General features: G+C 68.2%; 16 protein-coding genes. 9 read left to right on the forward strand and 7 right to left on the reverse strand.

Annotation, left to right across the window (positions count from 1 at the left end; all coding sequences use genetic code 11):
- The first annotated feature begins 249 nt into the window (after positions 1–249).
- Positions 250–2,055: a hypothetical protein gene (locus AB0K21_RS41560; RefSeq protein WP_343970975.1), complete on the forward strand. Its 1,806-nt coding sequence runs from the start codon at positions 250–252 to the stop codon at positions 2,053–2,055.
- A 481-nt stretch (positions 2,056–2,536) separates the two neighbouring features.
- Here AB0K21_RS41560 and AB0K21_RS41565 read toward each other — a convergent pair whose 3' ends face one another.
- Together AB0K21_RS41565 and AB0K21_RS41570 are read right to left on the reverse strand one after the other, a co-directional pair.
- Positions 2,537–2,671, reverse strand: coding sequence for a hypothetical protein (locus tag AB0K21_RS41565; protein WP_364158137.1), 135 nt, complete (start codon positions 2,669–2,671; stop codon positions 2,537–2,539).
- Positions 2,672–3,074: 403 nt separating this feature from the next.
- Complete coding sequence (locus AB0K21_RS41570; protein WP_364158140.1) at positions 3,075–3,809, reverse strand: TetR/AcrR family transcriptional regulator; 735 nt, start codon at positions 3,807–3,809, stop codon at positions 3,075–3,077.
- 97 nt (positions 3,810–3,906) lie between these two features.
- On the opposite strand from AB0K21_RS41570, the gene AB0K21_RS41575 reads away from it, so the two are divergent.
- The 3 genes from AB0K21_RS41575 to AB0K21_RS41585 all read left to right on the forward strand — a co-directional run bounded on the left by AB0K21_RS41575 (position 3,907) and on the right by AB0K21_RS41585 (position 6,674).
- The gene (locus AB0K21_RS41575; RefSeq protein WP_343970981.1) at positions 3,907–4,599 is read left to right on the forward strand and encodes a GNAT family N-acetyltransferase; all 693 of its coding nucleotides are present in this window, start codon (positions 3,907–3,909) and stop codon (positions 4,597–4,599) included.
- Between the two features lie 295 nt (positions 4,600–4,894).
- Entirely contained in the window at positions 4,895–5,770 is an 876-nt protein-coding gene (locus AB0K21_RS41580) for a DUF4158 domain-containing protein (RefSeq protein ID WP_364158144.1), read from the forward strand.
- A 148-nt stretch (positions 5,771–5,918) separates the two neighbouring features.
- Entirely contained in the window at positions 5,919–6,674 is a 756-nt protein-coding gene (locus tag AB0K21_RS41585) for a recombinase family protein (protein WP_343970987.1), read from the forward strand.
- Here the strand turns inward: AB0K21_RS41585 and AB0K21_RS41590 are convergent.
- A complete protein-coding gene (locus tag AB0K21_RS41590) occupies positions 6,671–7,309 on the reverse strand; it encodes a helix-turn-helix domain-containing protein (RefSeq protein ID WP_364158148.1) in 639 nt (212 codons plus the stop codon). The genes AB0K21_RS41585 and AB0K21_RS41590 overlap by 4 nt on opposite strands.
- A 61-nt stretch (positions 7,310–7,370) precedes the next feature.
- Here AB0K21_RS41590 and AB0K21_RS41595 point away from each other — a divergent pair, with 61 nt between their 5' ends.
- Both AB0K21_RS41595 and AB0K21_RS41600 read left to right on the forward strand, forming a co-directional pair.
- Positions 7,371–8,039, forward strand: a complete 669-nt coding sequence (locus AB0K21_RS41595; protein WP_364158151.1) for a class I SAM-dependent methyltransferase — start codon at positions 7,371–7,373, stop codon at positions 8,037–8,039.
- A 522-nt stretch (positions 8,040–8,561) separates the two neighbouring features.
- Entirely contained in the window at positions 8,562–8,903 is a 342-nt protein-coding gene (locus AB0K21_RS41600; protein ID WP_364158216.1) for a DoxX family protein, read from the forward strand.
- A 51-nt stretch (positions 8,904–8,954) separates the two neighbouring features.
- Here the strand turns inward: AB0K21_RS41600 and AB0K21_RS41605 are convergent, their stop codons facing one another.
- Complete coding sequence (locus AB0K21_RS41605; RefSeq protein ID WP_343970999.1) at positions 8,955–9,545, reverse strand: TetR/AcrR family transcriptional regulator; 591 nt, start codon at positions 9,543–9,545, stop codon at positions 8,955–8,957.
- 78 nt (positions 9,546–9,623) lie between these two features.
- Here AB0K21_RS41605 and AB0K21_RS41610 point away from each other — a divergent pair, with 78 nt between their 5' ends.
- From AB0K21_RS41610 to AB0K21_RS41620, 3 genes are all read left to right on the forward strand, one after another.
- Positions 9,624–10,631: a hypothetical protein gene (locus AB0K21_RS41610; RefSeq protein WP_364158155.1), complete on the forward strand. Its 1,008-nt coding sequence runs from the start codon at positions 9,624–9,626 to the stop codon at positions 10,629–10,631.
- A gap of 349 nt (positions 10,632–10,980) precedes the next feature.
- Entirely contained in the window at positions 10,981–12,507 is a 1,527-nt protein-coding gene (locus AB0K21_RS41615; protein WP_364158158.1) for an MFS transporter, read from the forward strand.
- Positions 12,508–12,548: 41 nt separating this feature from the next.
- A complete protein-coding gene (locus AB0K21_RS41620) occupies positions 12,549–13,118 on the forward strand; it encodes a TetR family transcriptional regulator (RefSeq protein WP_343971007.1) in 570 nt (189 codons plus the stop codon).
- A gap of 255 nt (positions 13,119–13,373) precedes the next feature.
- Here AB0K21_RS41620 and AB0K21_RS41625 read toward each other — a convergent pair whose 3' ends face one another.
- From AB0K21_RS41625 to AB0K21_RS41635, 3 genes are read right to left on the reverse strand one after another with little or no spacing between them, the layout of a single operon-like run.
- Positions 13,374–13,757, reverse strand: a complete 384-nt coding sequence (locus AB0K21_RS41625) for a VOC family protein (protein WP_343971010.1) — start codon at positions 13,755–13,757, stop codon at positions 13,374–13,376.
- Positions 13,744–14,112 carry a metalloregulator ArsR/SmtB family transcription factor gene (locus AB0K21_RS41630; protein WP_364158163.1) on the reverse strand — a complete coding sequence of 123 codons (369 nt, stop codon included), beginning with the start codon at positions 14,110–14,112 and terminating at the stop codon, positions 13,744–13,746. Before AB0K21_RS41630 ends, AB0K21_RS41625 begins: the two co-directional genes overlap by 14 nt.
- Positions 14,099–14,533 carry an SRPBCC domain-containing protein gene (locus AB0K21_RS41635; RefSeq protein ID WP_343971015.1) on the reverse strand — a complete coding sequence of 145 codons (435 nt, stop codon included), beginning with the start codon at positions 14,531–14,533 and terminating at the stop codon, positions 14,099–14,101. Before AB0K21_RS41635 ends, AB0K21_RS41630 begins: the two co-directional genes overlap by 14 nt.
- Positions 14,534–14,605: the final 72 nt, after the last annotated feature.

The following is a 14,605-nucleotide window of genomic DNA, read 5'->3' on the forward strand; positions in this document are numbered from 1 at the left end:
ACGACCACCACTCCAAGAACCTCAAACAAAAGACCTACACCGAAACCCTCGCCCCCGTCACCACCGCCCACAAACTCCTCGAAACCTACGACACCATGACCCGTCCCTCCGCCCGATGAAAGAGACCGGACGGAGCCCCTGGATGGAACCCGTCCACATGACAACCCGGATGCGCGGTCCGTGGCCTTCATCCGCCCCACCGACGTCTGTTCCCCATCTCATCCCGTCCAGGGAGTCAGAGGAATGACCATGCGAAGAGGAACCAATGCCCTGCGAGCGGCGAGCGTGCTGTGTGCGCTCCTGCTCCTCCCGACGGCGCCACCGGCGCAGGCCGCCGGAGGCACACTCGCCAACGCGCCGGTGCTGACCGTATCCGCGGGGAACCCCGCGGATACGGTCAAGGAGCCGGAGCCGGGGACAAAGAAAAAAGAGAAGTCGAAGGAAAAGGAGAAGTTCACGCCCTACACGCCGAGCGAGCTCGACCGCGCCCAACTCCCCGACCTGTCGGGCACGCGGAAGGTCGAACCACCGAAGACGCGGCGGCTGGACCGGACTCCCGACGGCTTCCTCAAGCTCCCGCAGCAGCCCAACGCGGCACCCACCACTGACCCGGGAACCAACACGGTGGTGGGAAAACTCGAGGAGGCGATCCTGGAGGCGGGAGGACGGGTCCGCGTCAAGGGATGGGCCGCGAACAGCGCCTACCCCTCCAAGACCGTCCAAGTGATCGGCGGCACATCGGGACAGGCGCAGGTCACAAGCTGGGCCAACACCCCGAGGCCGGGCACCCCCTACGGTGACGCGCACGGGTTCAACTTCGACGTCCAGATCCCACCGACCAGAGGGCTGCACCAGGTTTGCGTATCGGCGTTCTACACCACCACCAAGGTCACCGACCTCGGATGCCTTGAGTTCGACTCCCGGGCGTTCGGCGCCATCGAGTACCGGATTCCTCTCGCGGTCGTCGAATCGGGCGCGTACTCCGTGATCGGCGGCTGGATGATCGATCCTTATACCGCCTCCTACGCGACATTCAGTGGATTCCGCGACAAGAAAGAGTTTTTCCGCGGCTACAGCGCCGCCCTGCCGCGCCCCGACATCGCCCAGGCTTTCCCCACGTTCGGCCCCAACCATGGCTGGGAAGTGTGGATCAAGCATGACGGGCTCGAAGGCACCCCCAGCGAGCTCTGTGTGAACGCCGACTCTGGGGGAGTGGGGAAACAGCTTGGCTGCATGACCCAGAACTCCCGGCACGATCCGTTCGGGGCGCTGGACGAAGTGCGCTGGCAGGGCGAGAACATCCTGGTCAAGGGCTGGGCGATCGACCCCGACACCCGCTCGCCGGTAGACGTCTCGATCTTCGCGGACGGCAAGCTGGTCAAGACGGCCTCAGCCTTCCAGCTCCGTACCGACATCCGTGATGCCCATCCGGAGTATGGCGACTCCCACGGGTTCGAGACGACGATTCCCGCCGCCTTCGATGACCAGAAGATCACCGTCAAGCCGACGAACATCGGCCGTGCCGGTCCTCTCGGAGGCAATGTGGAGTGGAAGATGAACTACGACGGCTCCTCTGGGCCGTGCCGCTGTATCGGGGAGAACTTCGAGTCGGGCTCGTACGACAAGACCGCCTACTCCACATGGGGCGTCGACCATTCCATGTGGATCACCTCGGACAAGTCACAGGTGGTGTCGGGAACCTACTCGGCCTACGGTCAGAGCCTGCCCAACGGGGAGTGGACGGAGTTCCTGATCTCGAACAGGGCCAAGATGAAGCTGAAGCGCTCGACGACCTACACGGTGACCTACCGGTACCGGATTCTCGGGCCTGCGAACCCCAAGGTCGAGCACTACTTCCTGGCGCGGACCACCAGCGGGGGATATGGCAACGACTGGTGGGGCGGGATTTTGACCGACTCCACCGGCTCCGGGGTGAAGAGCAGATCGGTGACGTTCACCACCGGTGCGTTCGACGACTACTACCTCATCTGGGGCATCCACAACAGCGGTGCCATGACGGTCGACAACATTGTGATCAACGGTCCGGTGGGCTGACGATCCACACCGTCTCAGCGGCATCGGACCACCGGCCGGCCGGACCGTAGCCACTGGGCAGTGATCTCCGCGGGGCACGCGCCCGCGGAGATCACTGCCATGTGCTTCGTGCCCGCTCGGCAAACGATGATCGAGTTCCACTCCACGGTCCCCGTCCGGGAGTGCGGAACAGGACTTGGCGCGAGTCGGTCGGGCGGGCTGACCCGCGACTGACGGCCCCGCGGCGAGGCCGGGTAGGCGACGAGCGCCTGAAGCGGCCCTGACAGGGTATTCGAGAGCTGATCGTGAAGCTGTCTCGCGACCGGGCAGGGGTGATCGGCGGCGGTCATCGACAACCGGAGCGCCGATCGTGCGCATCGGCGATCCGTGTGGCGTCGGCGAAGCACGAGCCCGGCGGACCGGTCTGGATGTGCGCGGACCGGTCAGCCGGGGTGAACAGGAGGCCGTGTGTGAGCAGCAGGTCGGCCAGGCCGGCATATGGTCAGTCGTCACGTCGGCCGCGGTGCGTTCCGGCCCACAGGGCCGCGTGGGCGGCGACACGGGCCAGGAACTGCTGAGGTGCTCCAGGGATTCCGGGCAGGCCGGTGCTCTGGTCGCCCGAGTGATCAGTCGACACGACGGAAGGCCGCGCGGTAGTCCCTCGGGCGTCGCCCGGTGTGCTTGGCGAAGAGGGCGGCGCGTGTGTGGCCATCGTCAAGAGATCGGGTAGGCCGAACACCTCGGACGCGAAGCAGCCTGGATAGGCCAGGACACCAACCCGCAGTACGCTCACGCTCGCCTCGACAAGGCCGCCATCGTGCCCCGGCAGCCGAAGAAGACCGCCGCGAAGGCGTGACCCCTCACCCTGGCGTTCGACCTGCCCTGAACAGCCACAACAGCGCATCGGAACGGTGGACGGCGATATCTCGGCCCGCTCCGGCTCGCTAACGTCGTTGGCCGTTCGGTTGTTGTCAAGGGCCTGGAAATCCCCCGATGCCAGGTGATATTCGCGCTCCTCCTCACCCAGCGGCCGGGGCCGGCTACCGGGCTGGGCGGGCGATCAGCGCCTCTATGCCGTCCAGCAGGAGGTCGAGGCCGAACCGGAAGTCGGCGTCCTCCGTCCAGCCGGTGGAGTCCCTGAGCAGGCCGGAGCGCATCATGGCCGACAGTGCCGGGTACGTCGCGGGGTCCAGGACCTCAGTGAGTATCTCGCCGTACTCGGTGGCTCCCTTGGCTCTGGCCGCGAGCTCCTTGCCACCGGCGCCGAGCGAGTGCGTGAGTGTGGCGTCGGTGAGGGCGTAGCCGGTCAGCACCGTGGCGGCGTTGAACTTCTGGCCGTCGTCCAGCCCGGTACCGGACAGCGCGTCCAGGGCCCGGTCAAGCCAGAGCAGTCGCCGCGGGCCCATGGGCGGGGTGCTCTGGCGCAGGTCCAGCAGCCAGGGCCGGGACAGCAGGAGGTCGCGGGTGAGCCGGGTCCACATGGCGAGGTAGGCGCGCCAGGACAGGTTCCCGCGTTCGGGCGGTGGGGGCACGGCGCTGTCCGCCATGACGGTCAGCAGTTCGTCCTTGCTGCCGACGTACCGGTAGAGCGCCATCGGAGCGACGCCCACCCGGGCGGCGACGTTGCTCATGGAGACGGCGGCCAGCCCCTCGGTGTCGGCGATCTCGATGGCGGCCATCGTGATCGTGGCCAGGTCCAGGCGCGGCCTCGGGCCTCTGCGCGTGGTGGGTTCGCGGCCCCACATCCGCGCCACGACGGGTGGCAGCTCTGCCATCGAACATCCTCTCGTGCGGTCGGAATCTGTGTACGTCATATAGCCTAGTAATTGTGTATGTTGTACAGAGTAGGCTATACATAATGAGGGAGGCGTCATGGAGATCCGTACGTTCGCGCCGAGCGACCGCGCCGAGCTGCGCGAGCTGTTCGAGCGCGTGGGCGAGGGCGCCCCCACGGCGTCGCTGTGGGGGCACGTGGACTCGGAGGCGGCCGTCTACCTGGACCCCTACATGGAGCTGGAGCCGGACTCGCTCTTCGTCGCCGTCGCCGGGGGCGCCCTGGTGGGCTACCTGACGGGATGCCTCGACAGTGCGAGGTTCCCCGGGGAGGGCGAGCGCATGGAGAAGGCGATGAGGACCTACCGGCTGGTCTTCCGACCCAGGCCCGCGGCCTTCTTCGCGCGCAGCTTGGCCGATCTGGCGTGGGCCGCGGTCCGCAGGGAGCCCGGCGTCGGCGAGTTCGCCGACGCCAGGTGGCCCGCGCACCTGCACATCAACGTGGCACCCGAGGCGCGAGGGACCGGCGCCGCCGACGGGCTGATGAGCCGGTGGCTTGACCGGCTCAGGGAGGCCGGATCTCCCGGCTGTCACCTGCAGACCCTGGTCGAGAACACCCGGGCGGTGCGGTTCTTTGAGCGCATGGGCTTCGCCGAGCACGGCCCGGCACCACTGGTGCCCGGCCTCCGGCACGACGGCCGGCGGGTCCACCAGCGGACGATGATCTGGAGCGCCGGCCGCGCTGCTGAGGAGGCCGAGGCCGGAGCGCGGACGTCCGCCAAGCGTCAATGATCCCGGGCCGCACCGCCACCTGGGTGCAGGCGCGATGGTGCCTCAGAGTTATTAATCTACAACGTAAAGGCGCTCAGCCAGTTTCAAGATCATTTATAAACGGACTAAAGACTCATCACCCACAGAGAGGGTCGGCCCACATAGGGGGACCGCCGGGATACGAGTGAAAGGGGCAATGAGCTCCCGAAGCTGCTGGTCGGGGTGGCTGTACGACGAGGTTCTTGGACGGCGGGATGATCAGCTTGGTGTAGCAAAACCCGCGCAGTATCGGACCGCGCGTGCTGGATAGGCTCCGATGCGTTACATCGGTCTTCTGCTCGGGGTCTGGGTTGTGACGGCGATCGATCGCACCGCGTATCCGCGGTTCAAGAGGGTGGTTCCCGCGCGGGAGCTGGCTGAGGCGTTCACGCCGACGGTCGCCGAGGTCGCGTGGGCACGGGAGAAGACGCAGAGCGATCGGCATTTGCTGGCCCTGGTGGTGTGGCTGAAGTCGTATCAACGGCTGGGGCATTTCCCGAAGCTGGACGAGGTCCCCGCGTCGGTGGTCGAGCATGTGCGCGGTCTGCTGGATCTGCCTGGCGAGGTGACGGCCGAGCATGATGCCGACCGGACCGCGAAGTGGCATCGCGGGCTGGTCCGGTCATTCATGGGCGTGAATTACGACTCGGGCAAGGCCCGTGCGATCGCCGAGGAGGCGATCCGCCGGGCGGTCACAACGAAGGACAACCCGGCCGATCTGATCAACGTGGCGCTGGAGGAGCTGGTGCGGACGCGGCGCGAGTTGCCAGGGTTCTCCACGCTGGACCGGATGGTCGCGGCGATCCGGACGGAGACGAACATCGCGCTGTACGCGATGGTCGCGGCACGGATCGACCTGGCCACCAAGGCCCGGCTGACGCGGTTGTTGTGGCTGGACCCGACATCGGGACGCAGCGAGTTCGACCGGCTGAAGACACCGGCGAAGGCGGCAACGCTGGGCATGTTCAAGCTGCGCCTGGCCCACCTGCAGGCGCTCGACGAGCTCGGCGCGACCGAGCAGTGGCTCAACGGCATCCCAGCCACGAAGATCGCACATTTCGCCGGTGAAGCCCGGGTGACCGACGTGGGCGACATGCGGGACATGGCCCGGGACTCGGGTCGGTGTCACCGGAGGCAAAGTAGCTCTGTGTAATGGTGGTGACGGTTCGTGTTCTCATAAATGACCAGTTGTGACAGTTCTGCGAACACCCCGATCTGAGCCGAAGACCCGCAGGTCGCGATTCGCACAACACCTCTCACAACTACCCTTGGTTTTGACAGTGTTCTGCGAGATTGACGGCATGCAACTCGGACCCGACGACGCCGCGGCCGCGGTCGAACGCCACCCTTGCCCGCAATGCGACGTCCCCGCCGACAGCGCCTGCCGCACCCGCGCCGGGAAGACCGCCGCGAAGTACCACACCGCACGGTTCATCCTCGTGCCCTCGCTACGGGACGAACTCACCGCGCCCGTCCCCGCCTACCGCGGACCGGGCAAGAAGTGGACACAGGGCCCCGATGTCGCCCCGGCGAAGCCGGAAACGAACGGGACGCCGATCCGGATCGGCTACGCCCGCTGCTCCACCGCCACCCAGGAACTGCAAAGCCAGCTCGACGCCCTCGCGGCCGCGCACTGCACACGGGTGTTCTCCGAGAAGATCAGCACCCGCATCAAGATCCGCCCCGAACTGGAGAAAGCACTCACCCTCGCCCACGAGATCAAGACCGCCGCCCCGGACCAGCCGGTCGTCCTCACCGTGCACGAGATGAAACGCCTCGCCCGCAACGCCGCCGAGCTGATGACCCTCTCCTCCCTGCTACAAGGCGGCGGGGTGCAACTGGAGCTGCTCACCGGACCCCTGACCGGGATCTACGACCCGCACGGCGTGGGCTCCATGCTCTTCGCCGTACTCGCCGTCACCGCCCAGCTCGACCGCGACTACATCCGCGAGAAAACCCTCGAAGGCCAGCAAGCCGCCGCCACACGCGGCAACCACGGCGGCCGACCCACGGAGACCCGAACTCGGCCGATCCGTACCGGACGTCCGTCCGCTTAGCCGGGGTCGGCGCAGAGTTGGGAGGTTAAGGCAGTGCGGGCCCACTCTTCCCACGTGTCCGGCGACCAGTCGCGGTCGCGTACGAAGATCAGGTAGAGCTGCGGGCTGAGCAGGCCGAACAGCAGGTCCGCCGCCATCTCGATGGAGAGGCCGGGACGGGCGTCGGGCTTGCGGGCCAGGGCTTCGGCCGCTGCGTACTGCACGGTGTAACGCGGGTCGGGGCCGTCCGGCCACTGTGCGGCGATCTCGGGGTCGGTGGCCGCGGCAGCCGCGATCAGCGGCATGATCGGGGCGACCCGGCCCAGGATCTCGCGGGTGCCGTGGACGTGCGCGCGTAATTGTCCGGCTGCGGTGGGCTCGGCGCATGCGGCGCGAAACCACTCACGATCCATGGTGGCGACCGGCTCGGTATCCCCGGCGATGGATGTGTCGACGACGCCCTTGAACAGCGTGCGCTTGTTGCGGAAGACGAAATAGACCGTTTGGACGGCCACGCCTGCCCGGTCCGCGACCTCCTGCAGGTTCGTCGCCCCGTAGCCCTGCGCGACGAACAGTTCGCGAGCCGCCTCGACGATCTTTTCGCGGGTGCGGCGTGAGCGCTCGGCTCGCTTGTCCGGCCGCTCGACTTTGTCCATATTGCGAGTATATCTCTAGAGCATGTCACTAGAGTTCAACTCTAGATTCTTGGAGGAGACGATGGACCAGACCAACGCCACCCAGAAGCCGGAACCGGACCTGGCCTCAACGCGGCGAGACCCGGAGGAGGAGTCCGTCCACCGTGCACTGGAGGGTTACTACCGCACCGGCAAGCCACCGTGGGACACCGGCGTGACGCCGCCCGAGCTGGTCGCCCTGGTAGAGGGGCACGGCGCGCTGCCGCCCGGCCGCGCCCTCGAACTCGGCTGCGGCACGGGGACCAACGCCACCTACCTCGCACGGCGCGGCTGGGAGGTGGCGGCCGTCGACCTGATCGACCGCGCCGTCGACCAGGCCAGGGAGAAGGCTGCGGAGGCGGGAGTGGCGGTACGGCTGCTGCACGGAGACGCCACCCGCCTCGACGAGCTGGACGTGCCGGGCCCCTTCGACCTGTTCTTCGACCTGAGCTGCTACTGCGGGGTCCCGCTGCACCGCCGCGACGCCTACGCCGCCGGGCTCACCCGCCGCGCCGCTCCCGGAGCACGGTTGCTGATGTTCGGGTACGGTCCCGAGCCGCTCGGTAATCCGATCCCCGAGGTCACGTCGTGGGCGGCGGGCGTCACAGCCGACGAGCTCCGCGCCAGGTTCCCCGGCTGGGAACTACTCGACGTCACACCGGGCACCAACTCGGTGCCGACCTTCTGGTTCACGCTGCGCCGCGACGCCTAGCAATCTCTGGTCCGGGTTTCTGTAGATTTGTGGCAATTTTCACGCCGCCCGAGCAAGTCGAGCTTGGGCGGCGTAGTGGTCGAAGTGCTGGGTGATGGCTCTGAGCGCCGCTCGTAGTCCAGGTGGCGTTTGCTGATCGGTCGCGGTGAGTGCCGCCGACTCGCCGGCAGGTCCGTGTGCGGCAGTTGCGGCCGGGGTTCCGGCGACTGAACCCCGATTCACCTGAACGGCGAATCCGTGCTGTTCAACCGGCTCGAACACTCTTGCCAAACACCGCGGTGCCCTCAGGCGCCACTAGAACGTGGAGATCACCATGACAACCGACACCGTGACCCTGCGACCAGTCGGCCGGGTGGTGGGCGGTCGCAGCGAGATGGTCGAAGACGACTGGCACGACGTTCGAGCCGTGATCCGGCTGGACGGTGAGACCTTCACCCAGGCCGAGCACCCCAGGCCGAGCACCTCTGCATCGTCCAATGGAGAGCTACTGATACGAACGTATTCCTGTGGATACTGCAGGTCATCCTGGCCGCCACTTTCGGCTTGGTCGGGGTGATGAAGTCCATCCGGCCCAAGGAGAAGCTGCGCCCCGCGATGCCTTGGGTGGAGGACTTCACCGCCACCCAGGTTCGCCTGATCGGCGTGGTCGAACTTCTCGGTACCGTCGGCCTGATCCTGCCCGCCGTCACCGACATCGCCCCAACCCTCACTCCGCTGGCCGCTACCGGCCTGGCCATCACTATGCTCGGTGCAGCCGCCACCCACGCCCGCCGCAAGGAGTCGTCGGGCGTCGCCGTCAACGTGGCCTTGCTCGTGCTGTCCGTTGTCATCGCCTGGGGCCGCTTCGGCCTTTACGCCTTCTGACCTCTGCCGAGTGAGAGGCCCAGCACAACCGCACAACGGGCCGCGACAGCGTCAGTCCTGAGCTCCGGCGTCGATGCTGTCGACGGTCAGGTCCGTCAGCGCCGCGATGGCCGCGGCGACGGTGGCACGCCCCCGGTTCAGCTCTGCGGCGATCGCCTCGGCCGCGCCCAGCACGCCGACGCAGCGGAGCCGGAGGGCTTCCTGCGTGAGCCCGGAGTACGGCCGCAGGGCGGTGGCCATCAGGTCCGTGTAGCCGTCGAGCAGCTCGCGCTCGATCGCCTCCATCTCCTGGCTCCCCTTGAGCGCGGCCGAGATGGCGGTCCACTCCGGCATGTCGGTGGCGCAGGCGAAGTAGGCGGCGCTCAGGACGCGGGCGATCTCGCGGGGGAGGGCCGGGGCGTCACGCAGGGCCTCCTTCGAGGCGGCCCGGTGCCGTTCGTCGAGCCGCCGGTAGAGCGCGATCAGCAGGCCGGGGCGGGTGCCGAAGTGGTCGTAGACGACTGGCCTGCTCACTCCGGCGGCCTCCGCCAGGCTGAGCAGCGTGAGGCTGTCGGTGCCGTGGGCGCGCACGATCGCCATGGCGGTGTCGAGCAGCTGCTCCCGCCTGGCCGGCTTGGACAGGCGGGTCGATCCCGTGGTCATCGTCCTCCCTTGCGTCGTCTCCCAGCTTAAGCTACAAAGTGTAAGTTACAGAATGTAGGTTAGTGAGAGGACATCACCGTGGAGCACTCCGTACTGATCATGGGGGGATCCGGCCAGGCGGGCGCGGGGACCGCAACCCTCCTGCGCCGGTGGTACCCGGAGCTGCCGCTGACGATCGCGGGTCGCGATCTCGGCCGCGCCCGGCGGGTCGCCGACGAGCTCGGCGGCGCGACAGCCGCGACCATCGATCTGCGGCGAGGCGACCTCGGCCTCCAGGAGACCGACGGCTACTCGGCGGTCGTGGCAACGGTGTGGGACAGCCACCTGAACGGACTGCGTTACGCGCAGGACCGCGGCCTGCCGTATGTCAGCATCTCCAGCGGCCTGGTCGACATCGGACCCGAGGTTGTCGCCGCCGGCCTGCGAGCCGGTGCGACGCCGATCCTGCTGGCCAGCCACTGGTACGCGGGGCTCGTCGTCCTCGCGGTGCTCGGCCTCGCCAGGGAGTTCGACCGGCTCGACACCATCGAGGTCAGCGGCGTGCTGGATGAACAGGACGGCGGCGGGCCCGCGGCCATGGTGGACATGGAACGCCTGCTGGCCGCCACCTCGGCGGGGCACGTCCGCCGCGACGGCGTCTTCGGCTGGGTCAGCGGCCCCGACGCGCAGGTGGAGGTCACCAGCGTCGACGGCGCCGTGCTGCCCGGCCAGATCGTCCCCATCCTCGACGTGCCGAGCCTGGCCCTCGCGACGGGCGCGCCCAACGTCCGCTTCGCGTTCGCGATCGGCGAATCGGCGGGCAGGCGGCGCGGCGGGCCCGCGTCCACGGAGGTCAAGATCGATCTCGAAGGCGTGGACCGCGCGGGCGCGCCACTCAGGACGAGCCGCCACCTCCTCCACCCGGAGGGGCAGCGTCCCCTGACGGCGCTCGGCGTCGCCCTCGGCGTCGAGCGACTGCTCGGCCTGCGCGGCGCCCCTGTGCCGCCCGGCCTCCACACCCCCGAGGCGTTGATCGACCCCGGCTATGCGGCCGAGCGGATGGCGGAGATCGGCACCATCTTCACCGGCGCGCACGGCGATCGCTGACTCCGGCGATCGAGGATCGCGGGCGGCGCGCCCGTGACATCCGTCACGACCAACGCCGGCCGCCGGGGCCAGAGCGTCGTCATCCGGGGTTGAGGAACGGCGGTACAGCCGGCTGAGCGCGATCTTGGTGTGCTTCGTTGCCTATTCGCTCGGCGGTGTTGGGGTTGGCGATCGTGGCCAGGAACGCCGCAGTCGCGGTGGCTCCGGTGCCAGGCCGCAGGCGGAGCCTCCTCGAAGGATGCACGTCCTGGACCCGACCGGCGCCACCCGCTTCACGCCTGATCTCATTATGTTGAACGATAGTACTAGTTGTACTATCGTTCAACATAATGAGAGTGAAGGGGGCGTGATGACGCAGCAACAGTTCACGCGGGCAGGGGCGCGCCAGTGGGCGGGCCTGGGCCTGCTGGCCATGCCGACCGGGCTGCTGGGACTGGACGTGACCGTCCTGTACCTGGTGGTGCCGAGCATGGCGGCCGATCTGTCCCCGTCAGCCACCCAACTGCTATGGATCATGGATGCCTACGGATTCCTCGTCGCCGGGTTCCTCATCACCATGGGCACGCTGGGCGACCGGATCGGGCGGCGCCGGTTGCTGAAGATCGGGATGATCGCCTTCGCGGCGGCCTCGGTGTTCGCCGCGTTCGCCCCCACGGCCGAGCTGTTGATCCTCGCGCGAGCCCTGCTGGGGGTGGCCGGGGCGACGCTCATGCCCTCCACGCTGTCGCTGATCTCGAACATGTTCCCCGACGCGCGTCAGCGCACGGTCGCGATCGGGGTCTGGGCCACGATGTTCGCGCTCGGGATGGCCGCCGGGCCGATCGTGGGCGGATCGCTGGTGGACTCCTTCTGGTGGGGAGCACCGTTCCTGACGGCGGTGCCCATCGCCCTCGTCGTCCTGGCCGGGGCGCGCGCCCTGCTCCCCGAGTACGCGGCCCCGTCCACCGGCCGACTGGACCTGATCAGCGTGGGCCTGTCCCTGGCGGCGATCCTTCCGGTCATCTACGCCGTCAAGCGCATCGCCTCCGACGGTCCCGGCGGCCCAACCCTCGCCTGTGCCATGGCGGGCGTTCTGGCCGGAATCGTGTTCGTACGCCGCCAACGCCGCCTCCCCGACCCACTGCTGGACGTGACGCTGTTCGGCAACCGGGCCTTCACCGTGGCCTTGAGTGTGCTGCTCATCGGCCTGGTCGGAGTCGGGGGCTCGATGTACCTGGTCACGCAGTACCTCCAGCTCGTCGAAGGGCTCACGCCCTTCGACGCGGGGCTCTGGATGGGACCACCGGCGCTGGCGATGTTCGCCGCCGCCATCGGTGCTCCCCTGGTCGCCCGGCGCTTCCGCCCCGGCTCGGTCATGGGCGCCGCCCTCGGGGCGTCCCTCGCCGGCTACGCGCTGCTCGCCACCGCGGGACTCGACGACGAGGTCGCTGTGGCGGTCGGCTTCGCGTTCGTCTATCTCGGGCTGGGCGCCCTCGCCGCCCTGGGCACCGACATGGTGGTGGGCGCAGTGCCGGCAGCGCGATCCGGGTCGGCGGCGTCGATCTCCGAGACGGTCCAGGAACTGGGCATCGCCGTCGGCGTCGCCCTGCTCGGCAGTCTCACCACCGCCGTCTACCGCACCCAGGTGACAGTGCCTGAAGGCCTGTCATCGGAGACCTTCGGTCCCCTCACCGACAGCCTGAACGCGACCATGGCGATCGCCGGGAGCCTTCCGTCCGGGACCGTCAAGGCGGCCCAGCAGGCCTTCACCGGCGGACTCAACATCGCTTCCCTGGTCGCGGGGGTCGCCATCGCCGCTGCCACGGTGCTGTGCCTCGGGATGCTGCGTCACGTGCCCACACTCGGGGAGGCGCAGAACCGCGACACCGGCGTTTGAACGATGGTCCGACTATCCTGGAGGTCGGGCCGAGGAGCAGCATGGACGACACCACCGACGACAGCGAGCACGTCGACGGACGCCGCGCGCGTGGCGAGAAACGACGCGCGGAGATCATCGAGGCCACCCTTGCCGTGGTCACTCGCGACGGCGCGGCAGGCGTCACCCATCGCACGGTCGCCAAACAGGCCGGCACCACGACGTCCCTGAGCACCTACTACTTCGCGACCCTCGACGACCTGCTCGTCGCCGCCCTCACGAGTGTCGCCGACGCCTACACCGCCCGCATCCGCGACATCATCGACACCCCCGGCGACAAGCTCACCGGCCTGGCCCACCTCATCGCCGAGTCCGCCGGTCCCGGACGTGAACGCGCCCTGGCCGAACGCGAGCTGGCAACCCTGGCCGCCCGCCGCCCCGCACTGCGACCCGTGGCACGACGCTGGCGGGAGAACATCGCCGAACTCGCCACCACGCTGACCGACGACCCTGCGGCCATCGCCGCCCTCGTCGCGGCCTCCGACGGACTGTGCACCGCGATCCTCCTCGACAACGCCCCCGCCGACCCTGATCACATCCAAGCCGTCCTGCAGCGAGCCGTCCGCAACTGAGCCGATGGGGACCGTACGGCCCTCGGCCCGGAAACGGCCTGTCGCAAACGAAGCTGTCACCAGGTACACGCGCTGGTGTTGGCCCTGGTCAGCCGGTAAGCCGTCGCGGCGTGAAGGTCGTCCACTGTGCTGCGATAGGAAACCTTGGGCTTGTGTCATCGAAGCTTGAGCGACTCGTGAAACCGGGCGTTCGGCTCCGCGATACCGCGAGGGTGGCCGCTCACCTCGCTGGGATGCCTCATCGCGACATCGGGATCAGGCGGACTCCGCGAGCAGATGCACGACACCGGCCGGGTTCTTGATCCAGTGGGTTCTGGAATCGAGACTCTCCAGGGGCTCGACCTCGTCACACGGGTGGATACCGCTGTCGGCCAGTTTGGCCGCTGCCGCGTCCAGGTCGTCGGTGTGCAGCTGCAGCCACAGGTCGGGCTGGCTGTAGTTGTCGACACAGTCGAGCCACAGCGTATTGGGTCCGAACCGCACCGAATGAGTTCTCGAGACGGTCGGAGCGTAGGAGACGTCGTCTTCTTTGACGTCGAAACCCAGGGTGTCGCGGTAGAAGGCCACGGTGGCCTCGTACTGCGCCTTGGGGATCTTCATGGCGATGTTCAGGCCGGCGGTGAATTCAGGCTTGTTCATCGTTGCTTGACTCCTTCGTGTCGGTGGCGTCCAGTGCGCGTTCCAGCGCGGCCAGCCGGTCATCCCACCGGTTGGCGAGCTTGGCCAGCCACACCTGGGCTGTGCGGATGGCGGCTGGTTCCAGCCGGTAGGGATGGCGGCGGCCGGCCGGTTCGCCGACGCTGATCAGGCCCGCTTCGGCGAGCTGGCCGAGGTGCTTGGCGATCGCCTGGCGGCTGATCGGCAACCGTCGCGCCAGATCCGTGACGGTTGCGGGCCCGGCGCGGCCGAGCTCCTCCAGCAGCGCCCGCCGCGTCGGATCGGTGAGCGCCGCGAACACCGCGACGGCCTGCCCTTCTGCATCAGGCGGCCGCATCGAGGTAGGTCTCCAGGTCGACGAGCTCGGCGTCCCATCCCTGACTGTTGGCCTTGTGGGCAGAGTGGGCCACGTCGGCGGCGGCCTGGGCGAACCCGCTCTCCACCAGGCGCAGCCGGGTACCGCCCGGCACCGGCTCCAGGGTGAGGTCCACAAGCGTCCGGGGTGCGTCATCCTCCGGCAGGCCCTCGATCGCCCACCTGAACACGAAACGGTGTGGTGGGTCGACCACCACGATCGTGGCGACGGATTCCTCGTCCAGGTCGTCCCAACGGAAGAACGCGCGCCCACCGGGCCGCAGATCAATCTCCGCCACCGAGCCGAACCACCGCGAGAGCCCTTCCGCGGTGGTCAGCGCGGCCCACACCCGCTCGATGGGGTGCCGCAGCACCACCACACGTTCGATCGCGTCCGAACCCATGCCACCCTCTTTCGCAACCTGTAGGTTGCCATTAATGGCAACCTACAGGTTGCGATCGCCGCCCACAAGCCA

The sequence above is a fragment of the Streptosporangium sp. NPDC049248 genome (genome assembly GCF_040678965.1).
Lineage (GTDB): Bacteria > Actinomycetota > Actinomycetes > Streptosporangiales > Streptosporangiaceae > Streptosporangium > Streptosporangium fukuiense.

Bases quoted from the DNA above. Each gene is read 5' to 3' on its own strand.
- AB0K21_RS41570 (WP_364158140.1), bottom strand. From the start codon at position 3,809: ATGGCAGAGCTGCCACCCGTCGTGGCGCGGATGTGGGGCCGCGAACCC.
- AB0K21_RS41575 (WP_343970981.1), top strand. From the start codon at position 3,907: ATGGAGATCCGTACGTTCGCGCCGAGCGACCGCGCCGAGCTGCGCGAG.
- AB0K21_RS41590 (WP_364158148.1), bottom strand. From the start codon at position 7,309: ATGGACAAAGTCGAGCGGCCGGACAAGCGAGCCGAGCGCTCACGCCGC.
- AB0K21_RS41625 (WP_343971010.1), bottom strand. From the start codon at position 13,757: ATGAACAAGCCTGAATTCACCGCCGGCCTGAACATCGCCATGAAGATC.
- AB0K21_RS41580 (WP_364158144.1), top strand. From the start codon at position 4,895: ATGCGTTACATCGGTCTTCTGCTCGGGGTCTGGGTTGTGACGGCGATC.
- AB0K21_RS41560 (WP_343970975.1), top strand. From the start codon at position 250: ATGCGAAGAGGAACCAATGCCCTGCGAGCGGCGAGCGTGCTGTGTGCG.
- AB0K21_RS41630 (WP_364158163.1), bottom strand. From the start codon at position 14,112: ATGCGGCCGCCTGATGCAGAAGGGCAGGCCGTCGCGGTGTTCGCGGCG.
- AB0K21_RS41620 (WP_343971007.1), top strand. From the start codon at position 12,549: ATGGACGACACCACCGACGACAGCGAGCACGTCGACGGACGCCGCGCG.
- AB0K21_RS41595 (WP_364158151.1), top strand. From the start codon at position 7,371: ATGGACCAGACCAACGCCACCCAGAAGCCGGAACCGGACCTGGCCTCA.
- AB0K21_RS41585 (WP_343970987.1), top strand. From the start codon at position 5,919: ATGCAACTCGGACCCGACGACGCCGCGGCCGCGGTCGAACGCCACCCT.
- AB0K21_RS41605 (WP_343970999.1), bottom strand. From the start codon at position 9,545: ATGACCACGGGATCGACCCGCCTGTCCAAGCCGGCCAGGCGGGAGCAG.
- AB0K21_RS41615 (WP_364158158.1), top strand. From the start codon at position 10,981: ATGACGCAGCAACAGTTCACGCGGGCAGGGGCGCGCCAGTGGGCGGGC.
- AB0K21_RS41635 (WP_343971015.1), bottom strand. From the start codon at position 14,533: ATGGGTTCGGACGCGATCGAACGTGTGGTGGTGCTGCGGCACCCCATC.